At 70.7% G+C, this 26,672-nt stretch carries 20 protein-coding genes; 15 read left to right on the top strand and 5 right to left on the bottom strand.

Features of this window, described 5'->3' with window-relative positions; all coding sequences use genetic code 11:
* Positions 1–10 precede the first annotated feature (10 nt).
* The 12 genes from OHO83_RS11845 (at position 11) to OHO83_RS11790 (ending at position 14,537) form a co-directional block, all read left to right on the top strand.
* Positions 11–1,213, top strand: coding sequence for a Gfo/Idh/MocA family protein (locus tag OHO83_RS11845; RefSeq protein WP_266675390.1), 1,203 nt, complete (start codon positions 11–13; stop codon positions 1,211–1,213).
* A 13-nt stretch (positions 1,214–1,226) separates the two neighbouring features.
* Positions 1,227–2,231: a sugar phosphate isomerase/epimerase family protein gene (locus OHO83_RS11840; protein WP_266675391.1), complete on the top strand. Its 1,005-nt coding sequence runs from the start codon at positions 1,227–1,229 to the stop codon at positions 2,229–2,231.
* Positions 2,232–2,446: 215 nt separating this feature from the next.
* A complete protein-coding gene (locus tag OHO83_RS11835; RefSeq protein ID WP_330279418.1) occupies positions 2,447–4,903 on the top strand; it encodes a PQQ-dependent sugar dehydrogenase in 2,457 nt (818 codons plus the stop codon).
* A gap of 15 nt (positions 4,904–4,918) precedes the next feature.
* Positions 4,919–6,277 carry a ThuA domain-containing protein gene (locus tag OHO83_RS11830; protein WP_266675393.1) on the top strand — a complete coding sequence of 453 codons (1,359 nt, stop codon included), beginning with the start codon at positions 4,919–4,921 and terminating at the stop codon, positions 6,275–6,277.
* Positions 6,278–6,372: 95 nt separating this feature from the next.
* Positions 6,373–7,491 (top strand): inositol-3-phosphate synthase, encoded by a 1,119-nt coding sequence (locus tag OHO83_RS11825; protein ID WP_266675394.1) that lies wholly within the window; start codon positions 6,373–6,375, stop codon positions 7,489–7,491.
* A complete protein-coding gene (locus OHO83_RS11820; RefSeq protein ID WP_266675395.1) occupies positions 7,488–8,396 on the top strand; it encodes an SCO3242 family prenyltransferase in 909 nt (302 codons plus the stop codon). The genes OHO83_RS11825 and OHO83_RS11820 overlap by 4 nt, the downstream gene beginning before the upstream one ends.
* Positions 8,393–9,241: a sugar phosphate isomerase/epimerase family protein gene (locus tag OHO83_RS11815; protein ID WP_329433408.1), complete on the top strand. Its 849-nt coding sequence runs from the start codon at positions 8,393–8,395 to the stop codon at positions 9,239–9,241. Before OHO83_RS11820 ends, OHO83_RS11815 begins: the two co-directional genes overlap by 4 nt.
* On the top strand, positions 9,238–9,885 hold the full coding sequence (locus OHO83_RS11810; RefSeq protein ID WP_330279417.1) for an EboA domain-containing protein: 648 nt from the start codon (positions 9,238–9,240) through the stop codon (positions 9,883–9,885). The genes OHO83_RS11815 and OHO83_RS11810 overlap by 4 nt, the downstream gene beginning before the upstream one ends.
* Positions 9,885–10,733, top strand: a complete 849-nt coding sequence (locus OHO83_RS11805; protein WP_329433405.1) for a TatD family hydrolase — start codon at positions 9,885–9,887, stop codon at positions 10,731–10,733. The genes OHO83_RS11810 and OHO83_RS11805 overlap by 1 nt, the downstream gene beginning before the upstream one ends.
* Before the next feature lie 3 nt (positions 10,734–10,736).
* Positions 10,737–11,906: a metabolite traffic protein EboE gene (gene eboE, locus OHO83_RS11800; protein ID WP_266675399.1), complete on the top strand. Its 1,170-nt coding sequence runs from the start codon at positions 10,737–10,739 to the stop codon at positions 11,904–11,906.
* Positions 11,903–13,327 (top strand): nucleotide pyrophosphatase/phosphodiesterase family protein, encoded by a 1,425-nt coding sequence (locus OHO83_RS11795; RefSeq protein WP_330279416.1) that lies wholly within the window; start codon positions 11,903–11,905, stop codon positions 13,325–13,327. The genes eboE and OHO83_RS11795 overlap by 4 nt, the downstream gene beginning before the upstream one ends.
* A gap of 52 nt (positions 13,328–13,379) precedes the next feature.
* On the top strand, positions 13,380–14,537 hold the full coding sequence (locus tag OHO83_RS11790) for a sugar phosphate isomerase/epimerase family protein (RefSeq protein ID WP_266675401.1): 1,158 nt from the start codon (positions 13,380–13,382) through the stop codon (positions 14,535–14,537).
* Positions 14,538–14,604: 67 nt separating this feature from the next.
* Here the strand turns inward: OHO83_RS11790 and OHO83_RS11785 are convergent, their stop codons facing one another.
* The 5 genes from OHO83_RS11785 to OHO83_RS11765 all read right to left on the bottom strand — a co-directional run bounded on the left by OHO83_RS11785 (position 14,605) and on the right by OHO83_RS11765 (position 22,601).
* The gene (locus tag OHO83_RS11785) at positions 14,605–15,999 is read right to left on the bottom strand and encodes an OFA family MFS transporter (RefSeq protein ID WP_266675402.1); all 1,395 of its coding nucleotides are present in this window, start codon (positions 15,997–15,999) and stop codon (positions 14,605–14,607) included.
* Position 16,000: 1 nt separating this feature from the next.
* Entirely contained in the window at positions 16,001–17,386 is a 1,386-nt protein-coding gene (locus OHO83_RS11780) for an OFA family MFS transporter (protein WP_266675403.1), read from the bottom strand.
* 122 nt (positions 17,387–17,508) lie between these two features.
* Complete coding sequence (locus OHO83_RS11775; protein WP_266675404.1) at positions 17,509–19,662, bottom strand: acetate--CoA ligase family protein; 2,154 nt, start codon at positions 19,660–19,662, stop codon at positions 17,509–17,511.
* 3 nt (positions 19,663–19,665) lie between these two features.
* Positions 19,666–20,907: a formyl-CoA transferase gene (gene frc / locus OHO83_RS11770; protein ID WP_266675405.1), complete on the bottom strand. Its 1,242-nt coding sequence runs from the start codon at positions 20,905–20,907 to the stop codon at positions 19,666–19,668.
* A gap of 11 nt (positions 20,908–20,918) precedes the next feature.
* Entirely contained in the window at positions 20,919–22,601 is a 1,683-nt protein-coding gene (locus OHO83_RS11765; protein WP_266675406.1) for a thiamine pyrophosphate-binding protein, read from the bottom strand.
* A 144-nt stretch (positions 22,602–22,745) separates the two neighbouring features.
* On the opposite strand from OHO83_RS11765, the gene sucC reads away from it, so the two are divergent.
* The 3 genes from sucC to OHO83_RS11750 all read left to right on the top strand — a co-directional run bounded on the left by sucC (position 22,746) and on the right by OHO83_RS11750 (position 26,505).
* Positions 22,746–23,876, top strand: coding sequence for an ADP-forming succinate--CoA ligase subunit beta (sucC, locus tag OHO83_RS11760; protein WP_329433402.1), 1,131 nt, complete (start codon positions 22,746–22,748; stop codon positions 23,874–23,876).
* A 44-nt stretch (positions 23,877–23,920) separates the two neighbouring features.
* Positions 23,921–24,799: a succinate--CoA ligase subunit alpha gene (gene sucD / locus OHO83_RS11755; protein ID WP_266675408.1), complete on the top strand. Its 879-nt coding sequence runs from the start codon at positions 23,921–23,923 to the stop codon at positions 24,797–24,799.
* Positions 24,800–24,909: 110 nt separating this feature from the next.
* Positions 24,910–26,505 carry an aldehyde dehydrogenase family protein gene (locus OHO83_RS11750; RefSeq protein ID WP_330279415.1) on the top strand — a complete coding sequence of 532 codons (1,596 nt, stop codon included), beginning with the start codon at positions 24,910–24,912 and terminating at the stop codon, positions 26,503–26,505.
* Positions 26,506–26,672 lie beyond the last annotated feature (167 nt).

The raw sequence follows: 26,672 nt of genomic DNA, 5'->3' as shown, positions 1-26,672 counted from the left end.
GGACTACTGCATGGGCACGACTCAGGAGCCCGGGGCCGGACCGCGCCCCCTGGGTGTCGGCATGGTCGGCTACGCCTTCATGGGCGCCGCCCACTCCCAGGGCTGGCGCACCGTGGGCCGCGTCTTCGACCTGCCGCTGCGACCGGTCCTCGCGGCCGTCTGCGGCAGGGACGGACAGGCCGTCCGAGCCGCGGCCGACCGGCTCGGCTGGGCCGCGGCCGAGACGGACTGGCGGGCGCTGATCGCCCGGGACGACGTCGACGTCGTCGACATCTGCACCCCGGGCGACAGCCACGCGGAGATCGCCGTCGCGGCCCTGGAGGCGGGCAAGCACGTGCTGTGCGAGAAGCCGCTGGCCAACACGGTGGACGAGGCCGAGGCGATGCTCGAAGCGGCCGAACGGGCCCGCGCCCACGGTCAGCTGGCGATGACCGGCTTCAACTACCGGCGCGTCCCCGCCACCGCGCTCGCCCGCCGCATGGTCGAGGAGGGCCGCCTCGGCGCCCTGCGCCACGTCCGCGTCTCCTACCTCCAGGACTGGCTCGTCGACCCCGACTTCCCGCTCACCTGGCGGCTGAAGAAGGAGTACGCGGGCTCGGGCGCCCTCGGCGACCTGGGCGCGCACGCCGTCGACCTCGCGCAGTACCTGGCGGGGGAGCCCCTCGTCGGGGTCTCCGCGCTCACCGAGACGTTCGTGCGGGAACGGCCGATCCTGGAAGGGGCGTCGGCCGGACTCGCGGCGGGCGGCGGCGGGGCCGGGCGCGGGCCCGTGACGGTGGACGACGCGGCGCTGTTCACGGCCCGCTTCGCCTCCGGGGCGCTCGGCTCCTTCGAGGCGACCCGCTTCGCCTCCGGCCGTAAGAACGCCCTGCGCATCGAACTCAACGGTGAGAAGGGCTCGCTGGCCTTCGACTTGGAGCGCCTCAACGAGCTCTCGTTCCACGACCACACCGAACCCGGGGACAGCGCCGGCTTCCGCCGCATCCTCGTCACCGAGCCCGGCCACCCCTACCTGGAAGCCTGGTGGCCGCCGGGCCACGGTCTCGGCTACGAGCACACCTTCGTGCACCAGGCCCGCGATCTGGTCCATGCCATCGCGGCCGGCCGGCAGCCCGAGCCGTCCTTCGCCGAGGGCCTGCGCGTGCAGCGCGTGCTCGCCGCCGTGGAGGAGAGCGCGCTCAAGAACTCCGTCTACACCCCCATCCCGGTCTGAGGAGGCACGGCTCATGCCACGCCAGTTCACCCTGTTCACCGGACAGTGGGCCGACCTGCCGCTCGAAGAGGTGTGCAGGCTGGCCCGCGACTTCGGCTACGACGGCCTCGAACTCGCCTGCTGGGGCGACCACTTCGAGGTCGACAAGGCCCTCGCGGACCCCGGCTACCTCGACTCGCGCCGCGCCCTGCTCGACAAGTACGGCCTCAAGTGCTGGGCGATCTCCAACCACCTGGTGGGTCAGGCGGTGTGCGACGCGATCATCGACGAGCGCCACCGGGCGATCCTGCCGGCCCGTATCTGGGGCGACGGCGAGGCCGAGGGCGTACGACGGCGGGCCGCGGCCGAGATGGAGGACACCGCCCGGGCTGCGGCGGCCTTCGGTGTCGACACCGTCATCGGTTTCACCGGCTCGTCCATCTGGCATCTGGTCGCCATGTTCCCGCCCGCGCCCGAGTCGATGATCGAGCGCGGCTACCAGGACTTCGCCGACCGGTGGAACCCCATCCTCGACGTCTTCGACGAGAACGGCGTCCTGTTCGCGCACGAGGTCCACCCGTCGGAGATCGCGTACGACTACTGGACCACGCAGCGCGCTCTCGACGCCGTCGACCACCGGGCCGCCTTCGGCCTGAACTTCGACCCCAGCCACTTCGTGTGGCAGGACCTCGACCCGGTCGGCTTCCTGTGGGACTTCCGTGACCGGATCTACCACGTCGACTGCAAGGAGGCCCGGCGCCGCCTGGACGGCCGCAACGGCCGCCTCGGCTCCCACCTGCCCTGGGGCGACCCGCGGCGCGGCTGGGACTTCGTCTCCGCGGGCCACGGCGACGTGCCCTGGGAGGACGTCTTCCGGATGCTGCGCTCCATCGACTACGAGGGGCCCGTCTCGGTCGAATGGGAGGACGCCGGGATGGACCGGCTCCAGGGCGCCCCGGAGGCGCTCAGGCACCTCAAGGCCTTCGACTTCGAGCCGCCCACGGCGTCCTTCGACGCGGCCTTCGGCGGCTCGGACTGACAGACCGTCGGCCACGTTTGTCCTGCACGGGGAGAAAGTCGACTCCTTTGCTGTGCAAGGGCTTTCCGTCCCGGACAAACGTGGCTACGGTCGCATGTTGTACAGGACACGCACAGTTCCGGGGTGACGGCGCACCCCGGCGTACCGATCGCACCCGCAGAGCGCATGCGCGACACGCCCCCGTCCGTACGCACGCCCTTTTCCGGAGGAACTCCGTGCACAGGAAACGCCCGAGATTCCGCAAGGCACTCGCACTCCTCACCGGCTCACTTCTCGCCGGAGCCTCACTCGCGATCGGCGCCCCGCACGCCGGCGCGGCGCCCGCGCCCGACGCCGCGGTCGCCGCCGCGGAGGACTTCCAGCAGGTCACCCTCGCCAAGGGCGCCGAAGAGGTCGGCGAGCCCATGTCGCTCGCCGTCCTGCCGGACCGCAAGGTCCTGCACACCTCGCGCGACGGCATCCTGCGCCTGACCGACGAGAACGGCACCACCAAGGTCGCCGGCAAGCTCGACGTCTACTCCCACGACGAAGAGGGCCTCCAAGGCGTCGGCGTGGACCCGAAGTTCAGCGACAACCGCTTCATCTACCTCTACTACGCGCCGCCGCTCGACACCCCCGCGGGCGACGCCCCGAACGACGGCACGGCCGCGGACTTCAAGCCCTTCGACGGCCACAACCAGCTCTCGCGCTTCGTGCTCAACGCGGACGGCACGCTCGACAACGCCAGCGAGAAGAAGATCCTGGAGATCCCCACCTCGCGCGGCATCTGCTGCCACGTGGGCGGCGACATCGACTTCGACAAGGAGGGCAACCTCTACCTGTCGACGGGCGACGACTCCAACCCCTTCTCCTCCGACGGCTACACGCCGATCGACGAGCAGCCCACCCGCAACCCGGCCTACGACGCCCGGCGTTCGGCCGGCAACAGCAACGACCTGCGCGGCAAGGTCCTGCGCATCAAGGTCAACGACGACGCCACGTACTCCATACCCGACGGCAACCTCTTCGCCCCGGGCACGGACAAGACCCGCCCCGAGATCTACGCGATGGGCTTCCGCAACCCGTTCCGGATCAGCGTCGACAAGCCGACCGGCATCGTCTACGTCGGTGACTACGGACCCGACGCCGGCACCGCCGACCCGAAGCGCGGCCCCGCGGGCCAGGTCGAGTTCAACCGCATCACCAAGGCCGGCAACTTCGGCTGGCCGTACTGCACCGGCGACAACGACGCCTACATCGACTACGACTTCGCCACCAAGACGTCCGGCGCCGCCTTCGACTGCGCCGCGCCGAAGAACACCTCGCCCCACAACACGGGCATCGTCGACCTGCCGCCCGCGCAGCCGGCCTGGATCCCCTACGACGGCGGCTCCGTGCCCGAGTTCGGCACCGGCTCCGAGTCCCCGATGGGCGGCCCGGTCTACCGCTACGACGCGGCGAGCACCTCGCCCGTGAAGTTCCCCGAGGCCTACGACGGCGACTTCTTCGCCGGTGAGTTCGGCCGGCAGTGGATCAAGCGGATCGAGCAGGACGGGGACGGCAAGGTCACCTCGATCAACCCGTTCCCGTGGACCGGCACGCAGGTCATGGACATGGCCTTCGGACCGGACGGCGCACTGTACGTCCTGGACTACGGCCTGTCCTGGTTCGGCGGCGACGAGAACTCCGGCCTCTACCGCATCGAGAACGCCACCGACGGCCACTCGCCGGTCGTCGACGCCAAGGTCGACAAGACCTCGGGCCAGGCCCCGCTGAAGGCCCGCTTCTCCTCGACCGCGACCGACGCCGACAGCGACGCGCTGACGTACTCCTGGAACTTCGGTGACGGCACCACCGGCACCGGCGCCGCGCCCAGCCACACGTACAAGAAGAACGGCACCTACACCGCGACCGTCACCGCCAAGGACGCGACGGGCCGCACCGGCAGCGCCGACACCCACCTCGTCGTCGGCAACACCGCGCCCACGGTGACCCTCGAACTCCCCGCGGACGGCCAGCTGTTCACCTTCGGTGACGAGGTGCCCTTCAAGGTGAAGGTCACCGACCCCGAGGACGGGACGATCGACTGCTCCAAGGTCAAGGTCACGCACATCCTCGGCCACGACAGCCACGGCCACCCGATCACCTCGGCCAACGGCTGCTCCGGCACCATCAAGACCTCCGCGGACAGCGAGCACGACCCGAACGCCAACATCTTCGGGGTCTTCGACGCCGAGTACACCGACAAGGGCGCCAACGGCCAGCCCGCGCTGACCACCCACGACCAGAACGTCACCCAGCAGAAGCACCGCCAGGCCGAGCACTACGGCGACTCCAAGGGCGTCAGCATCGTCGCCCACACCCCGGCGGAGGGCGGCAAGACCGTCGGCGACATCAACAACGGCGACTGGATCTCCTTCAAGCCGTACGTCCTGAGCAACGTCAAGTCGTTCACCGCGAGCGTCGCGTCCGCCGGCAAGGGCGGCACGCTGGAGATCCGCAGCGGCTCCGCCACCGGACGCCTCCTCGGCAGCGCCAAGGTCGAACCCACCGGGTCCTGGGAGACGTACAAGGACGTCACCGGCACCATCAGCAAGGCGCCCGCCAAGACCACGACGCTCTTCCTGGTCTTCAAGGGTTCGGGCACCGACGCCCTCTTCGACGTGGACGACTTCACCTTCACCACCGGCTGAGGAAGGAGCAGGACTGTGCGCACCTCCACCCGTATCGCGCTCGCGGCCTCCGCGGCCGCCCTGCTCATCGGCTGTGTCTCCGCTCCCGCGTCCTCCTCACCGGGGGACGCGGGGGCGGGGGGCCGGGTCCTGGTCTTCTCCAAGACCGCGGGCTTCCGCCACGACTCGATCCCCGAGGGGATCGCCGCCGTGCAGGAACTGGGCGCGGCAAGCGGCTTCGCCGTCGACGCCACCGAGGACGCCGGCGCCTTCACCGACGCCAATCTGCGCCGCTACGACGCCGTCGTCTTCCTCTCCACCACCGGTGACGTGCTCGGCGCCGACCAGCAGAAGGCCTTCGAGCACTACATCGCGAAGGGCGGCGGCTACGTCGGCGTCCACGCGGCCGCCGACACCGAGTACGACTGGCCCTTCTACGGCGGCCTCGCCGGCGCCTACTTCCAGAATCACCCGGCGATCCAGCCCGCCACGGTCAAGGTCGAGGACCGGGGCAACCCGGCCACCGCCCACCTCGCCCCGACGTGGAACCGCACCGACGAGTGGTACAACTACCGCACCAACCCGCGCGAGCACGCCCACGTCCTCGCCTCGCTCGACGAGTCGTCGTACACCGGCGGCACCATGGCGGGCGACCACCCCATCTCCTGGTGCCAGAACTACCGGGGCGGCCGCTCCTTCTACACCGGCGCGGGCCACACCAAGGAGTCGTACGCCGACCCGGCCTTCCGGCAGCACCTGCTCGGCGGGATCCGCTGGGCGAGCGGTGCCGCGCAGGCCGACTGCCGTCCCGAGAGCGGCTACACGTCCCTGTTCGACGGGACCGCCGAGTCGCTCAAGGACTGGAAGCAGGCCGGACCCGGCTCCTTCGCGCTCTCGGACGACGGCACGCTCACCTCGTCCGGCGGCATGGGAATGCTCTGGTACGCGGGCCGCTCGCTCGGCTCGTACTCCCTGAAGCTCGACTGGAAGATGGCCGGGGACGACAACTCCGGTGTCTTCGTGGGCTTCCCGGAATCCGACGACCCCTGGTCGGCCGTGAACAACGGCTACGAGGTCCAGATCGACGCGACCGACGCACCCGACCGCACCACCGGGTCCGTCTACAGCTTCCAGTCGGCCGACGTGAAGAAGCGCGACCGCGCGCTGAACCCGCCGGGGGAGTGGAACACGTACGAGATCCGGGTCGAGGGCGAGCACCTGCGGATCTGGCTCAACGGCGTGAAGGTCAACGACTTCACCAACACCGACCCCGCCCGGAGCCTGCGCGACGGGTACGTCGGGATCCAGAACCACGGCAACGACGACCAGGTGTCCTTCCGTGACATCCGGGTCAAGGACCTGCCCGTGAAGCCGGGCGCCGGGTCCGGCCACTAGACGACGGCGGGCGGGGGACGCCGGACCCCCGCCCGTCGTCCCGCACCACCACCGCAACTCCGGCTCCAGGTTCGCGTACGACAAGGAGGCTGCCCATGTCCGCCGAACCCACTTCCCCCACCGCCCGCTTCGGAATCTGGCTCATCGGGGCCCGTGGCTCCGTCGCCACCACCGCGGTCGCGGGCTGCGCCGCCGTCGGCGCGGGCCTGCACCCCCCGACCGGCATGGTCACCGAGACCGAACCCTTCGCGGGCGCCGGTCTGCCAACGTTGTCGTCGCTCGTCTTCGGCGGGCACGACACGGTCGACTGTCCCCTGCCCAAACGTGCCGAGCACCTCGCCGCCGGAGGCGTCCTGCCGCACGGCCTGCCGACCGCGGTCGGCGCCGAACTCGCCGCCGCCGACCGGGAGATACGCCCTGGAGGCCCTCAGCCGGGGGACTCCCGGTCCGACGACGAACTCATCGCCGACTTCGCCGCCGACATCCGTGACTTCGCCGACCGCGGCGGCCTCGCCGGCGCCGTCGTCGTGAACGTGGCGTCCACGGAACCCGCCCCCGACAGCAGCCGGCTGCCCGCCAGCTCCCTCTACGCGGCGGCCGCCCTCCGCGCGGGCTGCCCGTACGTCAACTTCACGCCCTCCACCGGCCTGCACCACCCCTCGCTCGCGGATCTCGCCGCCACCAGCGGCCTGCCCCACGCGGGGCGCGACGGCAAGACCGGCCAGACCCTCCTGCGGTCCGTGCTCGCGCCGATGTTCCTCCAGCGTTCCCTGTCCGTGCGGGCCTGGTCCGGCACGAACCTCCTCGGCGGCGGCGACGGTGCCGCGCTCGCCGACCCCGGCGCCGCCGCGGCGAAGAACGCGGGCAAGGAACGCGTCCTCGCCGACGCGCTCGGGGCCGCGCCCGAGGGCGAGGTCCACATCGACGACGTGCCCGCGCTCGGCGACTGGAAGACGGCCTGGGACCACATCGCCTTCGACGGGTTCCTCGGCTCCCGCATGATCCTCCAGACGATCTGGCAGGGCTGCGACTCCGCGCTCGCCGCCCCCCTCGTCCTCGACCTGGCCCGCCTTCTCCTGCGCGCCCACGAGAAGGGAGTCGAGGGGCCCCTGCCCGAACTCGGCTTCTACTTCAAGGACCCCGACGGCGACGCGTCCCCCGCGCTCGCCGAGCAGTACGCGACGCTGGTCGCTTTCGCGGGAAGCCTGCGGTGACCGGCCGCGCGCAGCACCTGCGGGCCTGGGCCGAACTCCTGCGTCTGCCCGCCCTGTTCACGGTCCCCGGCGACGCGCTCGCGGGCGCGTCCGCGGTGGGCCTGCGCCCCGGCCGAGGCACCTTCCTCGCCATCGGGTCGTCCCTGTGCCTCTACGAGGCGGGGATGGCCCTCAACGACTGGGCGGACCGCGCCGAGGACGCCGTGGACCGCCCGCACCGCCCGCTGCCGTCAGGGCGAATCCGCCCCGCAGCGGCCCTCGCGGCAGCGGGCGGCCTCACCGCCGCGGGCCTGGCCCTCGCGGCCCGGGCGGGCCGCCCCGCGGCCCTGGCCGCGGGCGCGCTCGCGGCGACGGTGTGGGGTTACGACCTGGGCCTGAAGAAGACACCGGCGGGACCCGTGGCGATGGCGGCGGCGAGAGGGCTCGACGTGCTGCTGGGAGCGGCGGCGACCTCCGGCCGTCTGCATCGCAGGGCTCTGCCCGCGGCCACGACGCTGGCCGCCCACACGCTCGCCGTCACCGCGGTGTCCCGCAACGAAACCCAGGGCGGCGACGTCAAAGCCCCCCTGGGCGCGCTCGCCGCGACCCTCGCGCTGACCCGGATCACCGGGCGCGCCCCACGACTCCCGGCAGGCCGGCGGGTAGCAGCCGCCCCCGGCCTGCCGGGTACCACCACCGCCGCCCTGGCCGCCGCCTACGCGGCCACCGCGGCCCGCCCCTACTTCCACGCCGCCCTCAACCCCTCGCCGCCCCTGACCCAGCGGGCGGTGGGCGGCGGCATCCGCGCCATGATCCCCCTCCAGGCCGCCCTCGCGGCCAGGGCCGGCGCCCCCGGGACGGCTCTGATCACCGCCGCCCTCGCGCCGCTCGCGCAGCGCATCGCACCGAAGGTGAGCGTCACATGAGCATCCGCTGGGGATACGGCACGAACGGCCTGACCGACCTCCGCCTGGAGGACGCCCTCGCGGTCCTCGCCGACCTGGGCTACGACGGCGTCGGCCTCACCCTCGACCACATGCACCTGGACCCCCTGGTCCCCGACCTGCCCACCCGCACCCGGCAGGTGGCGCGCGTCCTCGACCGGCACGGCCTCGGCGTCACCGTCGAGACGGGCGCCCGCTACGTCCTCGACCCGCGCCGCAAGCACGGACCCTCGCTCCTCGACCCCGACCCGGACGCGAGGGCCGCCCGCACCCGGCTGCTCATCAGGGCCGTGCAGGTCGCCGCCGACCTCGGCGCCCACGCCGTGCACTGCTTCAGCGGCATCACCCCCGACGGCACGGACGACGGCACCGCGTGGAAGCGGCTCGCCGACGCGCTCGCCCCCGTCCTCGACGCGGCCTCCGCCGCCGGCGTCCCGCTCGCCATCGAGCCCGAGCCCGGCCACCTCCTGGCCACACTCGCCGACTTCCACTACCTCCGCGAGGAGTTCGGCGGCCCCGAAGCGCTCGGCCTCACCCTGGACATCGGCCACTGCCAGTGCCTGGAGCCGCTGCCGCCCGCCGACTGCGTGCGCGAGGCCGCTCCCTGGCTGAAGCACGTACAGATCGAGGACATGCGACGGGGCGTCCACGAACACCTCCCGTTCGGCGACGGCGAGATCGACTTCCCGCCGGTGCTCGAAGCCCTCGAAGCCACCGGCTACCAGGGACTGGCGGTCGTGGAACTGCCCCGCCACTCCCACGCGGGACCCCGACTCGCCGAGGAATCCCTGCGGTTCCTGCGCGCCGCCGAAAGGGGCACCCCATGACCGACACACCTCCCGGCATCGCGGCCCTCCGTGCCCACACCGACGCCTGTCTCGGCGAGACGGCCCGCACATGGCTCGACAAGGCCGCGGCGGAGGCCGCCGCCGGTGAGCGTGGAGATCAACAGGCGTACGCCTCATGGGAGTTGAGGTTCGCCGAAGCCGGGCGCCGTTGCGGTGGCGAGCACGCCGACAGCGCCCGCATCGTCCTCCTGCACGCGGCCCGCGCCGACACCGCCACCCTCACCCGCCTCTACGAACAGGGCGCCGCCGCCGAACGCCGCGCCGTCCTCGCGGCCCTGCCCCACCTCGTCGCGGGACCCGAAGCGCTGCCCCTCGTCGAGGACGCGCTGCGCACGAACGACACCCGGCTCGTCGCCGCCGCCGTCGGCCCCTACGCCGCCGAGCACCTCACCGCGCACCACTGGCGACACGCCGTACTGAAGTGCCTCTTCACCGGCGTCCCGGTGTCCGCCGTCGCCGAGCTCGCCGAACGCGCCCGCGGCGACGCCGAACTCGCCCGCATGCTCGGCGACTACGCGAACGAGCGCACCGCCGCGGGCCGTCCCGTCCCCGACGACCTGCACCGCGTACTGGCCCTGACCCCCCTGGTCGTGCCCCCTCCCCCCAAGGCCGAGGAGTCCTGATGCGCATCTTCGACCCGCACATCCACATGACGTCGCGCACCACCGACGACTACGAGGCCATGTACGCCGCGGGCGTCCGGGCGATCGTCGAGCCGTCGTTCTGGCTCGGCCAGCCCCGCACCTCGCCCGCCTCGTTCTTCGACTACTTCGACGCACTCCTCGGCTGGGAGCCCTTCCGTGCCGCGCAGTACGGGATCGCCCACCACTGCACCCTCGCCCTCAACCCCAAGGAGGCGAACGACCCGCGCTGCGCACCCGTCCTCGACGCGCTGCCCCGCTACCTCGTCAAGGACAACGTCGTCGCCGTCGGCGAGATCGGCTACGACTCGATGACCCCCGCCGAGGACACCGCGCTCGCCGCCCAGCTCCAGCTCGCCGCCGACCACGAACTCCCCGCCCTCGTGCACACCCCGCACCGCGACAAGCTCGCCGGCCTGCGCCGCACCCTGGACGTCGTACGCGAGTCGGCCCTGCCGCTCGACCGGGTCCTCATCGACCACCTCAACGAGACCACGGTGAAGGAGGCCAAGGACGCGGGCTGCTGGCTCGGGTTCTCCGTCTACCCCGACACCAAGATGGACGAGGAGCGGATGGTCGCGATCCTCACCGAGTACGGACCCGAGCAGGTTCTCGTCAACTCGGCCGCCGACTGGGGCAAGAGCGATCCCCTCAAGACCCGCAAGGTCGCCGACGCGATGCTCAAGGCCGGCTTCACCGAGGACGACGTCGACCGCGTCCTGTGGCGCAACCCCGTCGCGTTCTACGGCCTCAGCGGCCGGCTCTACCTCGACGTCGAGGGGACCGGCGCCACCCACGAGGGGAACTCCATCCTGCGCGGCGGGGCGTGAGCGATGCGCTTCCGCCACCCCGACGGGTCCACCGTCCACCTCGCCTACTGCACCAACGTCCACCCCGCCGAGACCCTCGACGGCGTGCTCGCCCAGCTGCGCGACCACTGCGAGCCCGTCCGCAAGCGCCTCGGCCGCGACCGGCTCGGCATCGGCCTGTGGCTCGCCAAGGACGCCGCGCGCGCCCTCACCACCGACCCCGTCGCCCTGCGCGGCCTGCGCACCGAACTCGACCGGCGCGGCCTCGAGGTCGTCACCCTCAACGGCTTCCCCTACGAGGGGTTCGGCGCCGAAGAGGTCAAGTACCGCGTGTACAAACCCGACTGGGCCGACCCGGAGCGCCTCGCGCACACCGCCGACCTGGCCCGCCTCCTCGCCGCGCTGCTCCCCTCCGACATCACCGAAGGCACCATCTCCACGCTGCCCCTCGCATGGCGCACCGCCGTCGACCCGGCCCGCCGGGACGTCGCGTACGCCGCGCTCACCTCCCTCGCCGAACGGCTCGACGCCCTGGAGGAGCTGACCGGCCGCTCCGTCCGCATCGGCCTCGAACCCGAGCCGGGCTGCACCGTCGAGACGACCGGCGACGCGATCGCCCCGCTCACGGCCGTGGCCCGCGACCGCATCGGTGTCTGCGTCGACACCTGCCATCTCGCCACCTCCTTCGAGGACCCGGCCACCGCGCTCGACGCGCTCGCCGCCGCCGGGATCCCCGTCGTCAAGTCCCAGCTCTCCGCGGCCCTGCACGCCGAGCACCCCGAAAGGGCCGAGGTCCGCGAGGCGCTCGCCGCCTTCGACGAACCCCGCTTCCTGCACCAGACCCGCACCCTCACCCCCGAAGGGCTGCGCGGCACCGACGACCTCGGCGAGGCGCTCGCCGGCGGCGCGCTCCCCGACACCGCGCCCTGGCGCGCCCACTTCCACGTACCCCTGCACGCGGCGCCCGCGGCCCCCCTCACCTCCACGCTCCCGGTGCTCAAGGACACGCTCACGCGTCTGGTCGGCGGCGCGCATCCGCTCACCCGGCACCTGGAGGTCGAGACGTACACCTGGCAGGCGCTGCCGCCCGAGCTGCGCCCCCGCGCCCGCACCCAGCTCGCCGACGGCATCGCCGCCGAACTCACCCTGGCCCGCGACCTCCTGACGGACCTCGGCCTGAAGGAACTCCCATGACAACTCCCGAGACGGACACGACAGCCGACCGGACGGAGCCGGGCCCGAACCCGCTGCTCGTCCTGGACGTCGTGGGCCTCACCCCGCGCCTCCTCGACCACATGCCCCACCTCAAGTCGCTCGGCCGGACGGGTTCCCAGGCGCACCTCGGCACGGTCCTGCCCGCCGTCACCTGCGCCGCCCAGTCGACGTTCCTCACCGGCACGATGCCGTCCGAGCACGGCATCGTCGCCAACGGCTGGTACTTCCGCGAGCTGGGCGACGTACTCCTGTGGCGTCAGCACAACGGACTCGTCGCCGGCGACAAACTCTGGGACGCGGCCCGCCGCAGCCACCCCGGGTACACGGTCGCCAACATCTGCTGGTGGTACGCCATGGGCGCCGACACCGACATCACCGTCACTCCCCGGCCCGTGTACTACGCCGACGGCCGCAAGGAACCCGACTGCTACACCAGGCCGCCGGCCCTGCACGACGAACTCACCGAGAAACTCGGCACGTTCCCCCTCTTCCACTTCTGGGGCCCGGGCGCCGACCTCGTCTCCAGCCGGTGGATCGTCGACGCGACCCGCCACATCATCGCCACCCGCCACCCCGACCTGGCGCTGGCCTACGTCCCCCACCTCGACTACGACCTCCAGCGCTTCGGCCCCGACGACCCGCGCTCGCACCGGGCGGCGGCCGAACTCGACGCCACCCTCGCGCCGCTCCTCGACGACGCGAAGGCCGAGGGCCGCACCGTCGTCGCCCTCTCCGAGTACGGCATCACCCGCGTCGAGCGTCCCGTCGACATCAACCGCGCCCTGCGCCGCGCCGGACTCCTCGAAGTGCACACGCAGGACGGCATGGAGTACCTCGACCCGATGACGTCGCGTGCGTTCGCGGTCGCCGACCACCAGATCGCGCACATCTACGTGCGCCGCCCGGAGGACCTCGACATGGTCCGCGAGGCGCTGAAGGACGTGCCCGGCATCGAGCAACTCCTCGACGACGAGGGCAAGAAGGCCCACCATCTCGACCACCCGCGCTCCGGGGAACTCGTCGCCGTCGCCGAGCCCGACGCCTGGTTCACGTACTACTACTGGCTCGACGACGACCGCGCGCCCGACTTCGCGCAGCTCGTCGAGATCCACCGCAAGCCCGGCTACGACCCCGTCGAGCTGTTCATGGACCCCCAGGACCCCTACGTCAAGGTGAAGGCCGCCGGAGCCCTGGCCCGCAAGAAACTCGGCATGCGCTACCGCATGGCGGTCGTGCCCCTCGATCCCTCACCCATCCGCGGCAGCCACGGCCGCCTCCCCTTGAGCGACGACAGTCCCGACGGTCCGCTCATCCTGTGTTCCACCCCCCGCGCCGTCACCGGCCGTGTCGCGGCCACCGACGTGAAATCGCTGTTGCTCGACCTGGCCGGTCTCGCATGAGCCCGGTGCGCATCCGCACACGCCCCGCACCCACCCGAGAAAGAGAGAGACCGTGACCGCGTTCAACGATGAATCCGGACCCGGCGACGCCCTGCGCCGCGCTCTCGGCGTCAGCCGCCGCAGCTTTCTGAGCACCTGCACCGCAGCGGGGGCCGCCGCCATCGCCGCACCCGTCTTCGGCGCATCGCCCGCCCTCGCCCAGAGCGCGCACAACGGCGGCGGGGGCGGCGGCCACGCCCTCGTCCCGGCGTCCAAGCGCGGCATCATCCTCTACACCGTGCGCGACGCCACGGGCAGGGACCCGCTCGCCTCCAACCTGCCGTCCGGGTTCCGCGAGGTCTTCAAGGAACTGGCCCGTCACGGCTACAAGCAGGTCGAGTTCGCCGGCTACGGCCAGCACGCGAACGCGCCCGGCGGCGCCAACCTCGAAACCGTCGAGGGCGCCAAGCTGCTGCGTTCCTGGCTCGACGAGTACGGCCTGCGCGCCCAGGGCAACCACGGCTTCATCCCGGGGTCGTGGCCGCTCAGCCAGCCCGACCTCGACACGTTCAAGAAGCACCTGGAGATAGCCAACATCCTCGGCATGGACCACATGGGCACCGGTGGCGACCCCACCGGCAGCGCCTACCGGTCCGACTGGGACGCCGCCGCCGACAAGTGGAACGCGCTCGGCAAGATCGCCCACAGCGCGGGCCTCAAGCTGTACACCCACAACCACGACGCGGCGTACGGGTTCCTGCTCGACGGCGGGCCCCTCGACGCGCAGGGCCGGCCGACCGCCAGCTCCGGCATCCGCAAGCTGGAGTACTTCCTCAAGGTGACCGACCCGAAGACGGTCTGGCTGGAGATGGACATCTTCTGGGCGCACGTGGCCCAGTACAAGTTCCACACCTACACCGCCCATGACGGCTCCCAGCAGGAGAACGTCTTCGACCCGGCGGCGCTCGTACGCCGCAACAACAAGCGCTACCCGCTGTTCCACGCCAAGGACGGCACGGTCAACACGACGAACGGCATGGGCTACGACATGGTGCCGTTCGGCACCGGAGTCATCGACTACGAGAGGTTCTTCACCCGCGTCGGGGCGATGAACTACCACAACCCGATGGTCGAGCAGGACAACGCGCCCAGCGACACCGACCTCGGCCAGTCCCTGAAGTACGCGAAGATCGGCTACGACAACCTGGCCGGGCTGCGCAAGAAGCACTGACGCCGGCACGGCAGCAATGAGTGGGGCCCGGCCGGACGGCCGGGCCCCACTCAGCAGTGAACTCCCTCTAGGCGCCGATGACTCCCTTCAGGGTCGGAGCCGCCTTCTCCCGGCCGGGCTGCCGCAGCAGCAGCGCGAAGGCCGCGGCCACCATCGAAATCGCGCCGGCCAGCGCGTACGCCCCGTTGTAGCCCCACGCGGCGACCACCATCGAACCGAGGCCGCCGCCGAACAGGCCACTGATGAGCTTGCCGCTGTAGACCAGCCCGTAGTTGGTGGCGTTGTAGTTCTCCCCGAAGTAGTCCGGGGTCAGCGCCGCGAACATCGGGTAGAACGCGCCGCCGCCGAAGCCGGACAGGAAGGCGAACACGAGGAACAGCCACTCACTCTTGATGTCGCCCGCCCAGATCACGCCGAACTGGGCGAGCCCGAGCACGACGATCACGAGCACGAGGCTGAGCTTCCGGCCCCAGATGTCCGACATCCAGCCCACGACGGCACGGCCGACTCCGTTGATGACGGCCATGACGCCCATCGAGGACGCCGCGACCAGCGGACCGAAGCCGACTTCCTTGGCGAAGTCCACCTGGAACGAGATGCCGAAGATCGACACACCGGCCGTCAGCACCAGGCTCAGCCACATGATCGGCAGCATGCCGGTCCTGATGGCCTCCTTGGGCGTGTACTGGCGCACCGCGGGTGGGTTCTTGGCGAGAGACTTCGCGCTCTTGCCCGAGCCGGAGGTGGCGAGCGGGTCGATGTCGTGCGGCCACCAGTTCTTCGGCGGGTCCCTGAAGTAGAACGCGCAGACCAGCACCACGACCAGGACGTAGGCGCCGATCATGTCGAGGACCCGGTGGTAATTCGACGTGTCGAACGCGTAGTTGAAGATGAAGATGAACGGCAGGGACCCGTAGGCGAAGCCGCCGTTGACGAAGCCCGTCTTGCCGCCCTTCCGCTCCGGGAACCATTTACCGACCATGTTGATACAGGTCGAGTAGACGAGCCCGGAGCCCAGGCCGCCGATGACGCCGAAGCCGAGGATCGCCAGCCACACATTGCTCAGATGTGACAGGGCGAGAAAGCCGAGCATGCACAGGAACGAGCCGGTCATCATGGCCCGCTTCGCGGACAGGATGCCCTTCTCCCGCATCCATCCCGCGGGGAAGGCGATGCCCGCCTGGAAGAACACCCAGATGCTCAGGATCCAGAAGGTGTTCGACTGCGTCCAGCCGTGTGCGCTGGACAGCGTGTCCTCCGCCGAGCCGTACGCGTACTCGGAAACGCTGATGGCCATCATCGCGACCCATGGCAGATACACCATGAACTTACGGGAATGGCCGAGGATGTCGCGGTCCGTCTCGCCCAGGCGATAGACGCGGCCGTTCTCGTCGGTGATCTCTCGGTACTTGCTACCAGTGGTCGTCGCTGAGTTGCCTGCGGCGATGGGCTCCGCCGTCATATCAAGCCATCTCCTCACCGAGCGGTTGCGGATTGGGTCGGATGCCACGGGATGTGCGCCTGCCGGGTGGCGACAGGAAGAGCGCGACGAAGCCGGCGAAGATCGAGATGCAGCCCGCAAGGATGAAGGCACCGGAGTGCCCCCAGGCGCCGACGACCACGGATCCCATGCCGGCGCCGAGGCCGGAGACGAGCTTGGAGCTGTAGACCATGCCGTAGTTGGACGCGTTGTTGTTCTCGCCGAAGTAGTCGGCGGTGAGTGCCGCGAACATCGGGAAGATGGCGCCGCCGCCGAAGCCGGAGATCGCGGAGAAGACGAGGAACAGCGGCAGAACCTTGGTCTCGGCCGACCAGATGATGCCGAACTGGGCCAGGCCCAGGATGAGGCAGACGGCCAGCAGGCACTGCTTGCGGCCGTACCGGTCGGAGAGCCACCCGATGACACCGCGCCCGGTGCCGTTGACGATCGCCTTGAGCGACATCGCGGTGGCCACGATTCCGCCGGCGAAGCCCGCCTCGTTGCCGATGTCCACCTGGAAGGCGATGCCGAAGATGTTCACGCCCGAGGTGCAGGCCAGACAGAACCACATCAGCGCCACCCGGCCGGTCCTCCACGCCTCCAGAGGCGTGTACTGCTTGACGGCCGGCGGGTTCTTCAGCAGGGAACGGCGGGCACGCGGGTCCTTCGGCGGATTGAGCGGGTCGATGTTCGCGGGCCACCAGTTCTTCGGCGGGTCTTTGAAGAAGGATCCGGCGACCGCGACCATCGTGGCCAGGAGGACCCCCACCGAGACCAGCACCCAGCGGAAGTTGGTCAGGTTCATGAAGCCGGTGAAGAGGAAGACGAACGGCACCGAACCGTAGGCGAAGCCGCCGTTGACGAAGCCGGTCTTGCCGCCCCTGCGCTCCGGGTACCACTTGCCCACCATGTTGACGCAGGTGGCGTACACCATGCCCGCGCCCATGCCGCTGAATACGCTGAAGCCGATGTAGGCGAAGACGACGTGCGGCGCGAACGCCAGCGAGAGGTAGCCCAGCAGCGTGCCCGACGCGCCGATCAACATCGCCCAGCGGGCCGGCAGCCTGCCGCTCTCACGCAGCCTTCCCGCGGGGAAGGCCACAGCGGCCTGGAAGAACACCCAGACCGTCATCATCCAGAAGATGTGCGCGCTGTTCCAGTCGTGCGCGGTGTGCAGGGTGTCCTCGGCGGACGCGAACGCGTACTCGGCGGAGGAGATCCCCATCATGCCCACCCAGGGCAGGATCACCATCCACCTGCGCTTGCGGCCCATGATGTCGATATCGGTCTCGCCAACCCGGAATACCCGGCCGTTGGCGTCCGTCACCTCCCTGTAGGGGACGGAGATCGGTAGATCGGTTGCGGTCATGACGGTCGCACCCCTTGCGTCGAAAGATCTGGCCAGCGCCCCCTGTCCAAATTCCTTTCGCGTGCGCATGGGTCCCGGGGCCGGCCTGCGCGCACCGCCGGCCGGCCCCCAGTCCGGTCACCTCATGAACCGCCCCCCAACAGTCCCGCCGCACGGGCCCACCGGTACTTCGCACCGAGTGCGGCCACCGGCTTCTCGGTCGTGTACGGGTACGCCACGACCCCGCGCTCGTAGAGGTACTGGCAGGCCTCCTCGACCTCGACGTCGCCCGCGAGCGACGCCACCACGGGCTTCTCGATGCCCCGCGCGCGGAACTCCTCGACCACCCGTGCCGTCAGCTCCGCGAAGACCATCGGCGGGGTGACGATCGTGTGCCAGTAGCCGAGGACGAGGGAGTGGATCCGCGGGTCCTCCAGGCCGAGCCTGATGGTCGCCTCGTACGTCGACGGCGGCTCACCGCCCGTGATGTCGATCGGGTTGCCCGCGGCGCCGAAGGGCGGGATGAACGCCTTGAAGGCGGCGTCCAGATCCTCGGGGATCTCCATCAGGGACAGGCCGTTGTCGACGATGGCGTCCGAGAGCAGCACGCCCGAGCCGCCCGCGCCGGTGATGATGACGACGTTGTCGCCCTTGGGCGTCGGAAGCACGGGAAGCGCCCGCGCGTACTCGAGCATCTCGTTGAGGCCCGGTGCCCTGATGACACCGGCCTGCCTGAGGATGTCGTCGTACACCGCGTCGTCGCCCGCGAGGGCTCCGGTGTGCGAACCGGCCGCCTTCGCGCCGGCGCTGGTGCGCCCCGCCTTGAGGACCACGACGGGCTTCTTGGGCACCGTCGCCCGCGCGGCCTCCACGAAGGCCCGCCCGTCCTTGAGGTCCTCCAGATGCATGGCGATGCACTGGGTGTTGGGGTCCTCGCCGAACCATGTGAGCAGGTCGTCCTCGTCCAGGTCGGACTTGTTGCCGAGCCCGACGATCGCGGAGACACCGGTCTTCGTCGTGCGCGCGAAGCCGAGGATCGCCATGCCGATGCCCCCGGACTGCGAGGTCAGCGCCACCCCGCCCTTCACGTCGTACGGCGTGCAGAACGTGGCGCACAGGTCCTGCCACGTCGAGTAGTAGCCGTAGATGTTCGGCCCGAGCAGGCGGACCCCGTACCGCTCGCCGATCGCCACGATCTCGTCCTGGAGGGCCTGTTCACCGGTCTCCGCGAACCCGGAGGGGATCAGGACCGCGTTGGGGATCCCCTTGCGTCCCACCTCTTCGAGGGCCGAGGCCACGAACTTGGCGGGGATCGCGAAGACCGCCACATCCACCTCACCCGGGACGTCCGTGACACTCTTGTACGCCTTGCGGCCCAGGATGTCATCGGCCTTGGGGTTCACCGGATGGATCTCGCCGGAGAAACCCCCGTCGATGAGGTTGCGCATGACCGAATTGCCGATCTTGCCCTGCTCGTTGGACGCGCCGATCACCGCGACCGAGCGCGGCTGCATCAGCCGGCGCATCGACCTGAGGATCTCCTCGCGCGAGTACGTGCGCCGCTGCTTCGGCGCCCCGTCGGCGAGGATCACCCGGATGTCGGCGGCGACCGCGCCCTCCGGCGTCGCGATCACCGGGTTGAGGTCGACCTCGGCGATCTCCGGGAAGTCGGTGACCAGTTGGGACACCCGGCGGATCTGCTCGGCGAGCGCCCACCGGTCGACCGGCTGCGCGCCGCGCACCCCGCGCAGCACCTCGGCCGCCCGGATCGAGTCCAGCATCGACACGGCCTCATCGGCGCCGACCGGAGCGAGCCGGAACGTCACGTCCTTGAGCACCTCGACCAGCACACCGCCGAGCCCGAACGCGACGACCTTCCCGAACGTCGGATCGGTGACGGCCCCGACGATGACCTCCTGGGAGGAGGGCCCGGTCGGCAGCAGCTCCTGCACCTGGACGCCCTCGATCCGGGCGTCCGGCGCGTAGGCCCGCGCGTTCTTCACGATCGTGCAGAACGCGGCCCGTACGTCGGCGGCGCCCTCCACGCCCACGATCACGCCGCCCGCGTCGGTCTTGTGCAGGATGTCGGGGGAGACGATCTTCATCACGACGGGTCCGCCGAAGCGCGCCGCGTACGCGACCGCCTCGTCCACGTCCGCCGCCAGCTCCTCGCCGGGTACGGAGATCCCGTACGCGTCGGCGATCACCTTGCCCTCGGGGGCGGTGAGAGCGCTGCGGCCCTCCGCGCGCACGGACTCGAGCAGCGCCCGTACCGTGAGCTCACGGTCCTCGGCCATCAATCAGATCACTCCGTTCGACTTGAGCAGGCGCAGTTCCTCGTCCCCGAGCCCCAGCTCCCCGACGAACACCTCGGCGTTGTGCTCGCCGAGCAGGGGTGAACTGACCACTTCCACGGGGGAGTCGGAGAGCTTCAGGGGGGAGCCGACCGTGGTGAACGTGCCGCGCTCCGGATGGGCCACCTCGACGACCATCTCGTTCGCGACGAGCGACTCGTCCTCGATGATCTCCTTGGTGGACAGGATCGGCCCGCACGGGATGTTGTGCGCGTTGAGCCGCTCGAGCACCTCCCACTTGGGCAGCGTCGAGGACCACTCCTCGATGAGCTGGAACATCTTGTTGAGCTTGGGCAGGCGCGCCTCCGGCGTCGCCCACTCGGGGTCGCCGGCCAGCTCGGGCCGCCCGATCAGCTCGCTCAGCGGCTGCCAGCCGACGGGCTGCACGATGACGTACACGTAGTCGTTCGGGCCGCCCGGCGCGCACTTGACCGCCCAGCCCGGCTGCCCGCCGCCGGACGCGTTGCCCGAGCGCGGCACCTCGTCCGCCTCGGCGGTGTCCTGGGAGTTCGGATACTCGGCCAACAGGCCGTGGGTGAGGCGCTGTTGGTCGCGCAGCTTGACCCGGCACAGATTGAGCACCGCGTGCTGCATGGCGACGTTCACGCGCTGGCCGCGCCCGGTGTTCTCGCGCTGGAACAGCGCCGCGAGGATGCCGGCGACGGCGTGGATGCCGGTGCCGGAGTCGCCGATCTGCGCGCCGGTGGCCAGCGGGGGACCGTCCTCGAACCCGGTGGTCGCCATCGAGCCGCCCATGGCCTGCGCCACGACCTCGTACGCCTTGAAGTTGGTGTACGGGCCGTCGCCGAAGCCCTTGATGGAGGCGTAGACGATGCGCGGGTTGATCTCCTGGATGCGCTCCCAGGTGAAGCCCATCCGGTCGACGGCGCCCGGGCCGAAGTTCTCGACCATGACGTCGGAGCGCCGGATCAGCTCGGTCAGGAGCTCCTTGCCGCGCTCGGTCTTCGTGTTGAGGGTGATGCTCCGCTTGTTGCAGTTGAGCATCGTGAAGTAGAGCGAGTCGACGTCCGGCAGGTCACGCAGCTGCTTGCGCGTGATGTCCCCGGTCGGTGCCTCCAGCTTCACCACGTCCGCGCCGAGCCAGGCGAGGAGCTGGGTCGCGGAGGGCCCGGACTGCACATGGGTCATGTCGAGGACACGGACGCCCTCAAGAGCCTTGGTGGTCATGGCAGGGCTCCTCACTTGTACATGGTCTGGTTCATGGTTCCGGGGGCGTACGCGTCCGGGTCGACCCACACGTTGATCAGCGAGGGCTTCCCGGACTCGCGGGCCCGCCGGAGCGCGGGCGCGATGTCGGCGGGGTCGCGGACCTCTTCGCCGTAACCCCCCAGCATCTGCGCGAACTTGTCGTAGTGGACGTCGCCGAGGGTGTTGCCGACGCGCTCGCGCTCGTCGCCGTACTTGGCCTTCTGGCCGTAACGGATCTGGTTCATCGACGAGTTGTTGCCGACGATCCCGACGAAGGGCAGGTTGTAACGGACGAGGGTCTCGAAGTCCCAGCCCGTCAACGAGAACGCCCCGTCGCCGAAGAGCGCGACGACCTCCTTGTCGGGCCGCGCCTGCTTGGCGGCGAGGACGAACGGGATGCCGACGCCGAGCGTGCCCAGCGGCCCCGGGTCCATCCAGTGGCCCGGCGACTTGGGCTGGACGACCTGCCCGGAGAAGGTGACGATGTCGCCGCCGTCGCCGATGTAGATGGAGTCCTCGGTGAGGAAGTCGTTGATCTCGCTGACCAGGCGGTACGGGTGGATCGGCGAGGCGTCGGAGCGCAGGCTCGGCAGGCGCTTCTCGATGGCGGTCTGCTCGGCGGCCCGCAGTTCGTCGAGCCACTCCTTGCGCTTGGCGCCCCCGCCGTTCAGCCGTCCGGAGGCGGCCTCGGTGACCGACTTCAGGACGAGGCCCGCGTCACCGACGATGCCGAGGTCGATGTCGCGGTTCTTGCCGACGGTGCGGTAGTCGAGGTCGATCTGCACGACGGTCGCGTCGGGGGAGAGGCGCTTGCCGTAGCCCATGCGGAAGTCGAAGGGCGTGCCGACGATGATGATGAGGTCGGCGTTCGAGAAGGCGTAGCGGCGCGAGAGCTGGAAGTGGTGCGGGTCGCCGGGCGGCAGGGTGCCGCGGCCCGCGCCGTTCATGTACGCGGGCACGTTGAGGGCGCGTACGAGCTCGATGGCGTCCTTGGTGGCACGGGTCGTCCACACCTGGCTGCCGAGCAGGATCGCCGGCTTCTCGGCGTGCACGAGGAGGTCGGCGAGCTTCTCGATCGCCTCGGGGTCACCGGCCGAGCGGGTCGAGGCCCGGTACTGCCCGGCCTGGGGCACGCGGGCCTTGTCCACCGGCACCTTGGCGTCGAGGACATCGCGCGGGATCTCCAGGAAGGACGGGCCGGGGGCGCCGTGGTAGCACTCGCGGAACGCCATCGACACCATGTCGGCGGCGCGCGCGGTGTCGGGCACCGTCGCGGCGAACTTGGTGATGGGCGTCATCATGTCGACGTGCGGCAGGTCCTGGAGCGAGCCCATCTTGTGCTGGGTGTGCGCGCCCTGGCCGCCGATGAGGAGCATGGGTGACTCCGCGCGGAACGCGTTCGCGACACCGGTGACGGCGTCGGTGGTGCCCGGGCCCGCGGTGACGACGGCGCAGCCGGGCTTTCCGGTGATGCGCGCGTACCCGTCCGCCGCGTGGGCGGCGACCTGCTCGTGACGGACGTCGACGACTTCAATGCCTTCGTCGACGCAGCCGTCGTAGATGTCGATGATGTGACCGCCGCACAGGGTGTAGATGACTTCCACACCTTCTGCCTTGAGCGCCTTGGCGACCAGATGACCACCGGAGATGAGTTCCTGGCTGTCGTCGGGCATGGCGAAGTCCTGTCCCTTCGTAGGGGAGTCGTGCGCTGTCGCAGTACATTGCATACAGTCGACGAATACTGTATGAAGCTTGTTATCCCGCATCCGGTGGGTGGTGTCCAGGGGGCGTGCGGCACTTTTACGGCAGGAGCCGAGATGGACCTGTACGAGCACCAGGCAAGGGAACTCTTCGAAGAACACGGCATCTTGGTGCCGAAAGCCGAGGTCACGGAGTCACCCAGGGAGGCCCGCGAGATCGCGCGCAGGCTGGGCGGCCGCGTCGTCGTCAAGGCGCAGGTGAAGACCGGCGGCCGAGGCAAGGCGGGCGGCGTCAAACTCGCCGCCGACCCGGCCGCCGCCGAACTGACGGCACGCCAGATCCTCGGCATGGACATCAAGGGCCACACCGTCGGCAAGGTGATGCTGGCCCAACCGGTCGACATAGAGAGCGAGTTCTACGTCTCCTACGTCCTCGACCGCGCGGCCGGACGCTTCCTCGCCATCGCCTCCGCGGAGGGCGGCATGGACATCGAGGAGGTCGCGGCGAACCGGCCCGAGGCCGTCGCCCGCATTCCGGTCGACCCGGCCGAGGGAGTCACCACGGCGAAGGCCGCACAGATCGCCCAGGCCGCCGGCCTCCCCGACCGGACCGTCGACGTCCTGGTCCGTCTCTGGGACGTCCTCACCCGCGAGGACGCCGTACTCGTCGAGGTGAACCCCCTCGTCCGCACGAGCGGCGGCCAGATCCTCGCCCTCGACGGCAAGGTCACCCTCGACGACAACGCCCGCTTCCGCCAAGAGCGTTGGGGCACCCAGGAAGCCGCCCACGACGACGCCCTCGAAGCGGCCGCCGCGGCCAAGGGCCTCAACTACGTCAAGCTCGACGGCGAGGTCGGCATCATCGGCAACGGCGCCGGGCTCGTCATGTCGACCCTCGACGTGGTCGCGGGCTGCGGCGCCCGCCCCGCCAACTTCCTCGACATCGGCGGTGGCGCCTCCGCTCAGATCATGGCCGACGGCCTCTCCGTCATCCTCTCCGACCCGGCGGTGAAGTCCGTCTTCGTGAACGTCTTCGGCGGCATCACCGCCTGTGACGCCGTCGCCGACGGCATCGTCCAGGCCCTGGAGTCCGTCCGGCTGACCAAACCGCTCGTCGTCCGCCTCGACGGGAACAGCGCCGTGGAGGGCCGCGCCATCCTCGACGGCCGCGCCCACCCCCTCGTCGAACAGGCCACCACCATGGACGGCGCCGCGCGCCGGGCCGCCGAACTCGCCGACGCGCGCTGAGGAGCCCGTGACATGGCGATCAACCTGACCAAGGAGAGCGGGACATGGCGATCTATCTGACCAAGGAGAGCAAGGTCCTCGTCCAGGGCATGACCGGTGCCGAGGGCATGAAGCACACCCGGCGCATGCTCGCCGCCGGCACGAACGTCGTCGGCGGCGTCAACCCGCGCAAGGCCGGCCGCAGCGTCGACTTCGACGACCGCGCCGTCCCCGTCTTCGGCTCCGTCGCCGAGGGCATCGCGGCCACCGGCGCCGACGTCACCGTCGTCTTCGTACCGCCCGTCTTCGCCAAGGCCGCCGTCACGGAGGCCGCCGACGCGGGCATCCCCCTCGCCGTCGTCATCACGGAGGGCATCCCCGTCCACGACGCCGTGACCTTCCACGCGTACGCCGCCGCGAAGGGCACCCGCATCATCGGCCCCAACTGCCCCGGCCTGATCACCCCCGGCCAGTCCAACGCCGGCATCATCCCCGCCGACATCGCCAAGGCTGGCCGCATCGGCCTCGTCTCCAAGTCCGGCACCCTCACCTACCAGCTCATGTACGAACTGCGCGACATCGGCTTCTCCACCTGCGTCGGCATCGGCGGCGACCCCGTCATCGGCACGACGCACATCGACTGCCTCGCCGCGTTCCAGGACGACCCGGACACCGACCTGATCGTCCTCATCGGGGAGATCGGCGGCGACGCGGAGGAGCGCGCCGCTGCCTACGTACGCGACCACGTCACCAAGCCCGTCGTCGCCTACATCGCCGGGTTCACCGCCCCCGAGGGCAAGACCATGGGCCACGCGGGCGCGATCGTCTCGGGCTCCTCCGGCACGGCGCAGGCCAAGAAGGAGGCCCTGGAAGCGGCCGGGGTCCGCGTCGGCTCCACCCCGACGGAAACGGCCCGCCTGGTCCTCGACCGCTTGGCGCAGTAACGCCCCACCGCGGGAGTGGGGAGCGAGCCCAGCGGGCAACCTCCCCACTCCACCGCACACCAGCCATGCACCCCCCGCCCCGACTGTGCACCGTGAGCGGAGAACCCGAAATGGCAGACAACTCCACGAACCGCACCCCCGGCCCCGGCGCCACCGGCCCGGACACTCCCGTGGCGACCACCCTCAAGGCCGGCACCTCCTGGCACGACGCCTGGCAGCGCTGCCTCGCCGTCGCCCCCGAGGCGTTCCGCGACGACCGCGTACTCAACCTGTGGAACGGCACCTGGAAGGCCGACGGCCGCGCGCTGCCCGCCACTACCCCCGTCGACGGCAGCCCCATCGCCGGACCGCCCCGCCTCGACGCCGCCACCGCCCACCAGGCGGTGCGCGCCTCCCTCGACCAGCACCGCGCCTGGCGGCACATCCCGCTCGACGAGCGCCGCGCCCGCGTCGGCGCCACCCTCGACGCCCTCACCCAGCACCGCGAACTCCTCGCGCTTCTCCTCGTCTGGGAGATCGGCAAGCCCTGGCGCCTCGCCCAGGCCGACGTCGACCGCGCCATCGACGGGGTGCGCTGGTACGTCGACGGCATCGAGCCCATGGTCGAGGGCCGCGCCCCGCTCGACGGCCCCGTCTCGAACATCGCCAGCTGGAACTACCCGATGAGCGTCCTCGTGCACGCGGTCCTGGTCCAGGCACTCGCCGGCAACGCGGTCATCGCCAAGACCCCCACCGACGGCGGCGTCGCCTGCCTCACCCTGGCCTGCGCGCTCGCCGCCCGCGAGGGCATCCCCGTCACCCTCGTCAGCGGCAGCGGAGGCGAACTCTCCGAAGCGCTGGTGCGGGCCCCCGAGATCGGCTGCGTCTCGTTCGTCGGCGGCCGCGACACCGGCGCCGCCGTCGCCACGGCCGTCGCCGACCTCGGCAAGCGCCACATCCTCGAACAGGAGGGCCTCAACACCTGGGGCATCTGGAACTACTCCGACTGGGACAAGCTCGCGTCCGTGATCCCCAAGCTCTTCGACTACGGCAAGCAGCGCTGCACCGCGTACCCGCGCTTCGTCGTCCAGCGCAGCCTCTTCGACGACTTCCTCGCCGCGTACCTCCCGGCCGTACGGACGCTGCGCATCGGCCACCCCCTGGCAGTGGCGAACCCCCGAGACCCCTACCCCCAGCTCGACTTCGGGCCGCTCGTCAACGCGACCAAGGCGAAGGAGCTCGCCGACCAGGTCGCGGAGGCCATCGACCGCGGCGCCGTGCCGCTGCACCGCGGCGCCCCGGACCCCGCCCGCTTCCTGCCCGGCCAGGACACGAGCGCGTACGTCCACCCGGTCACCCTCCTGAGCCCACCTCCCTCCTCGCCCCTCCATCACGCCGAACCGTTCGGCCCCGTCGACACCATCGTCCTGGTCGACACCGAGGCGGAGCTGCTCGCCGCGATGAACGCCTCCAACGGCGCGCTCGTCGCCACCCTGTCCACGGACGACGACGCGACGTACGACCGCCTCGCCCCACAGATCCGCGCCTTCAAAACAGGCCGGGGCAAGCCGCGCTCGCGCGGCGACCGGGACGAGCTCTTCGGGGGCTTCGGAGCGTCGTGGCGCGGAGCGTTCGTGGGCGGCGAGCTGCTGGTGCGAGCGGTGACGAGAGGCCCGGAGGGTGAGCGCCTGCCGGGCAACTTCCCGGAGTACCACCTGATGCCGTAGGCGACCCGGCATCACCGAGCGGCACACCTCCGTGACAGCGAGTGGTGTGCCGCTCACGTGTGCGCCCACGTGTGTGCCCACGACAGATACGCAGGTGAAAGGCACTCCGAAAGCTTGGTATCGTTGTCCATGTCGCCGCGGGGAACACCCCGGCCGGGCGACAGACA

Source organism: Streptomyces sp. NBC_00569, from assembly GCF_036345255.1.
Taxonomy (GTDB): Bacteria; Actinomycetota; Actinomycetes; order Streptomycetales; family Streptomycetaceae; genus Streptomyces.
The sequence above is the reverse complement of the archived record's forward strand: the minus strand, read 5'-3'. Positions and strand labels throughout refer to the sequence as shown.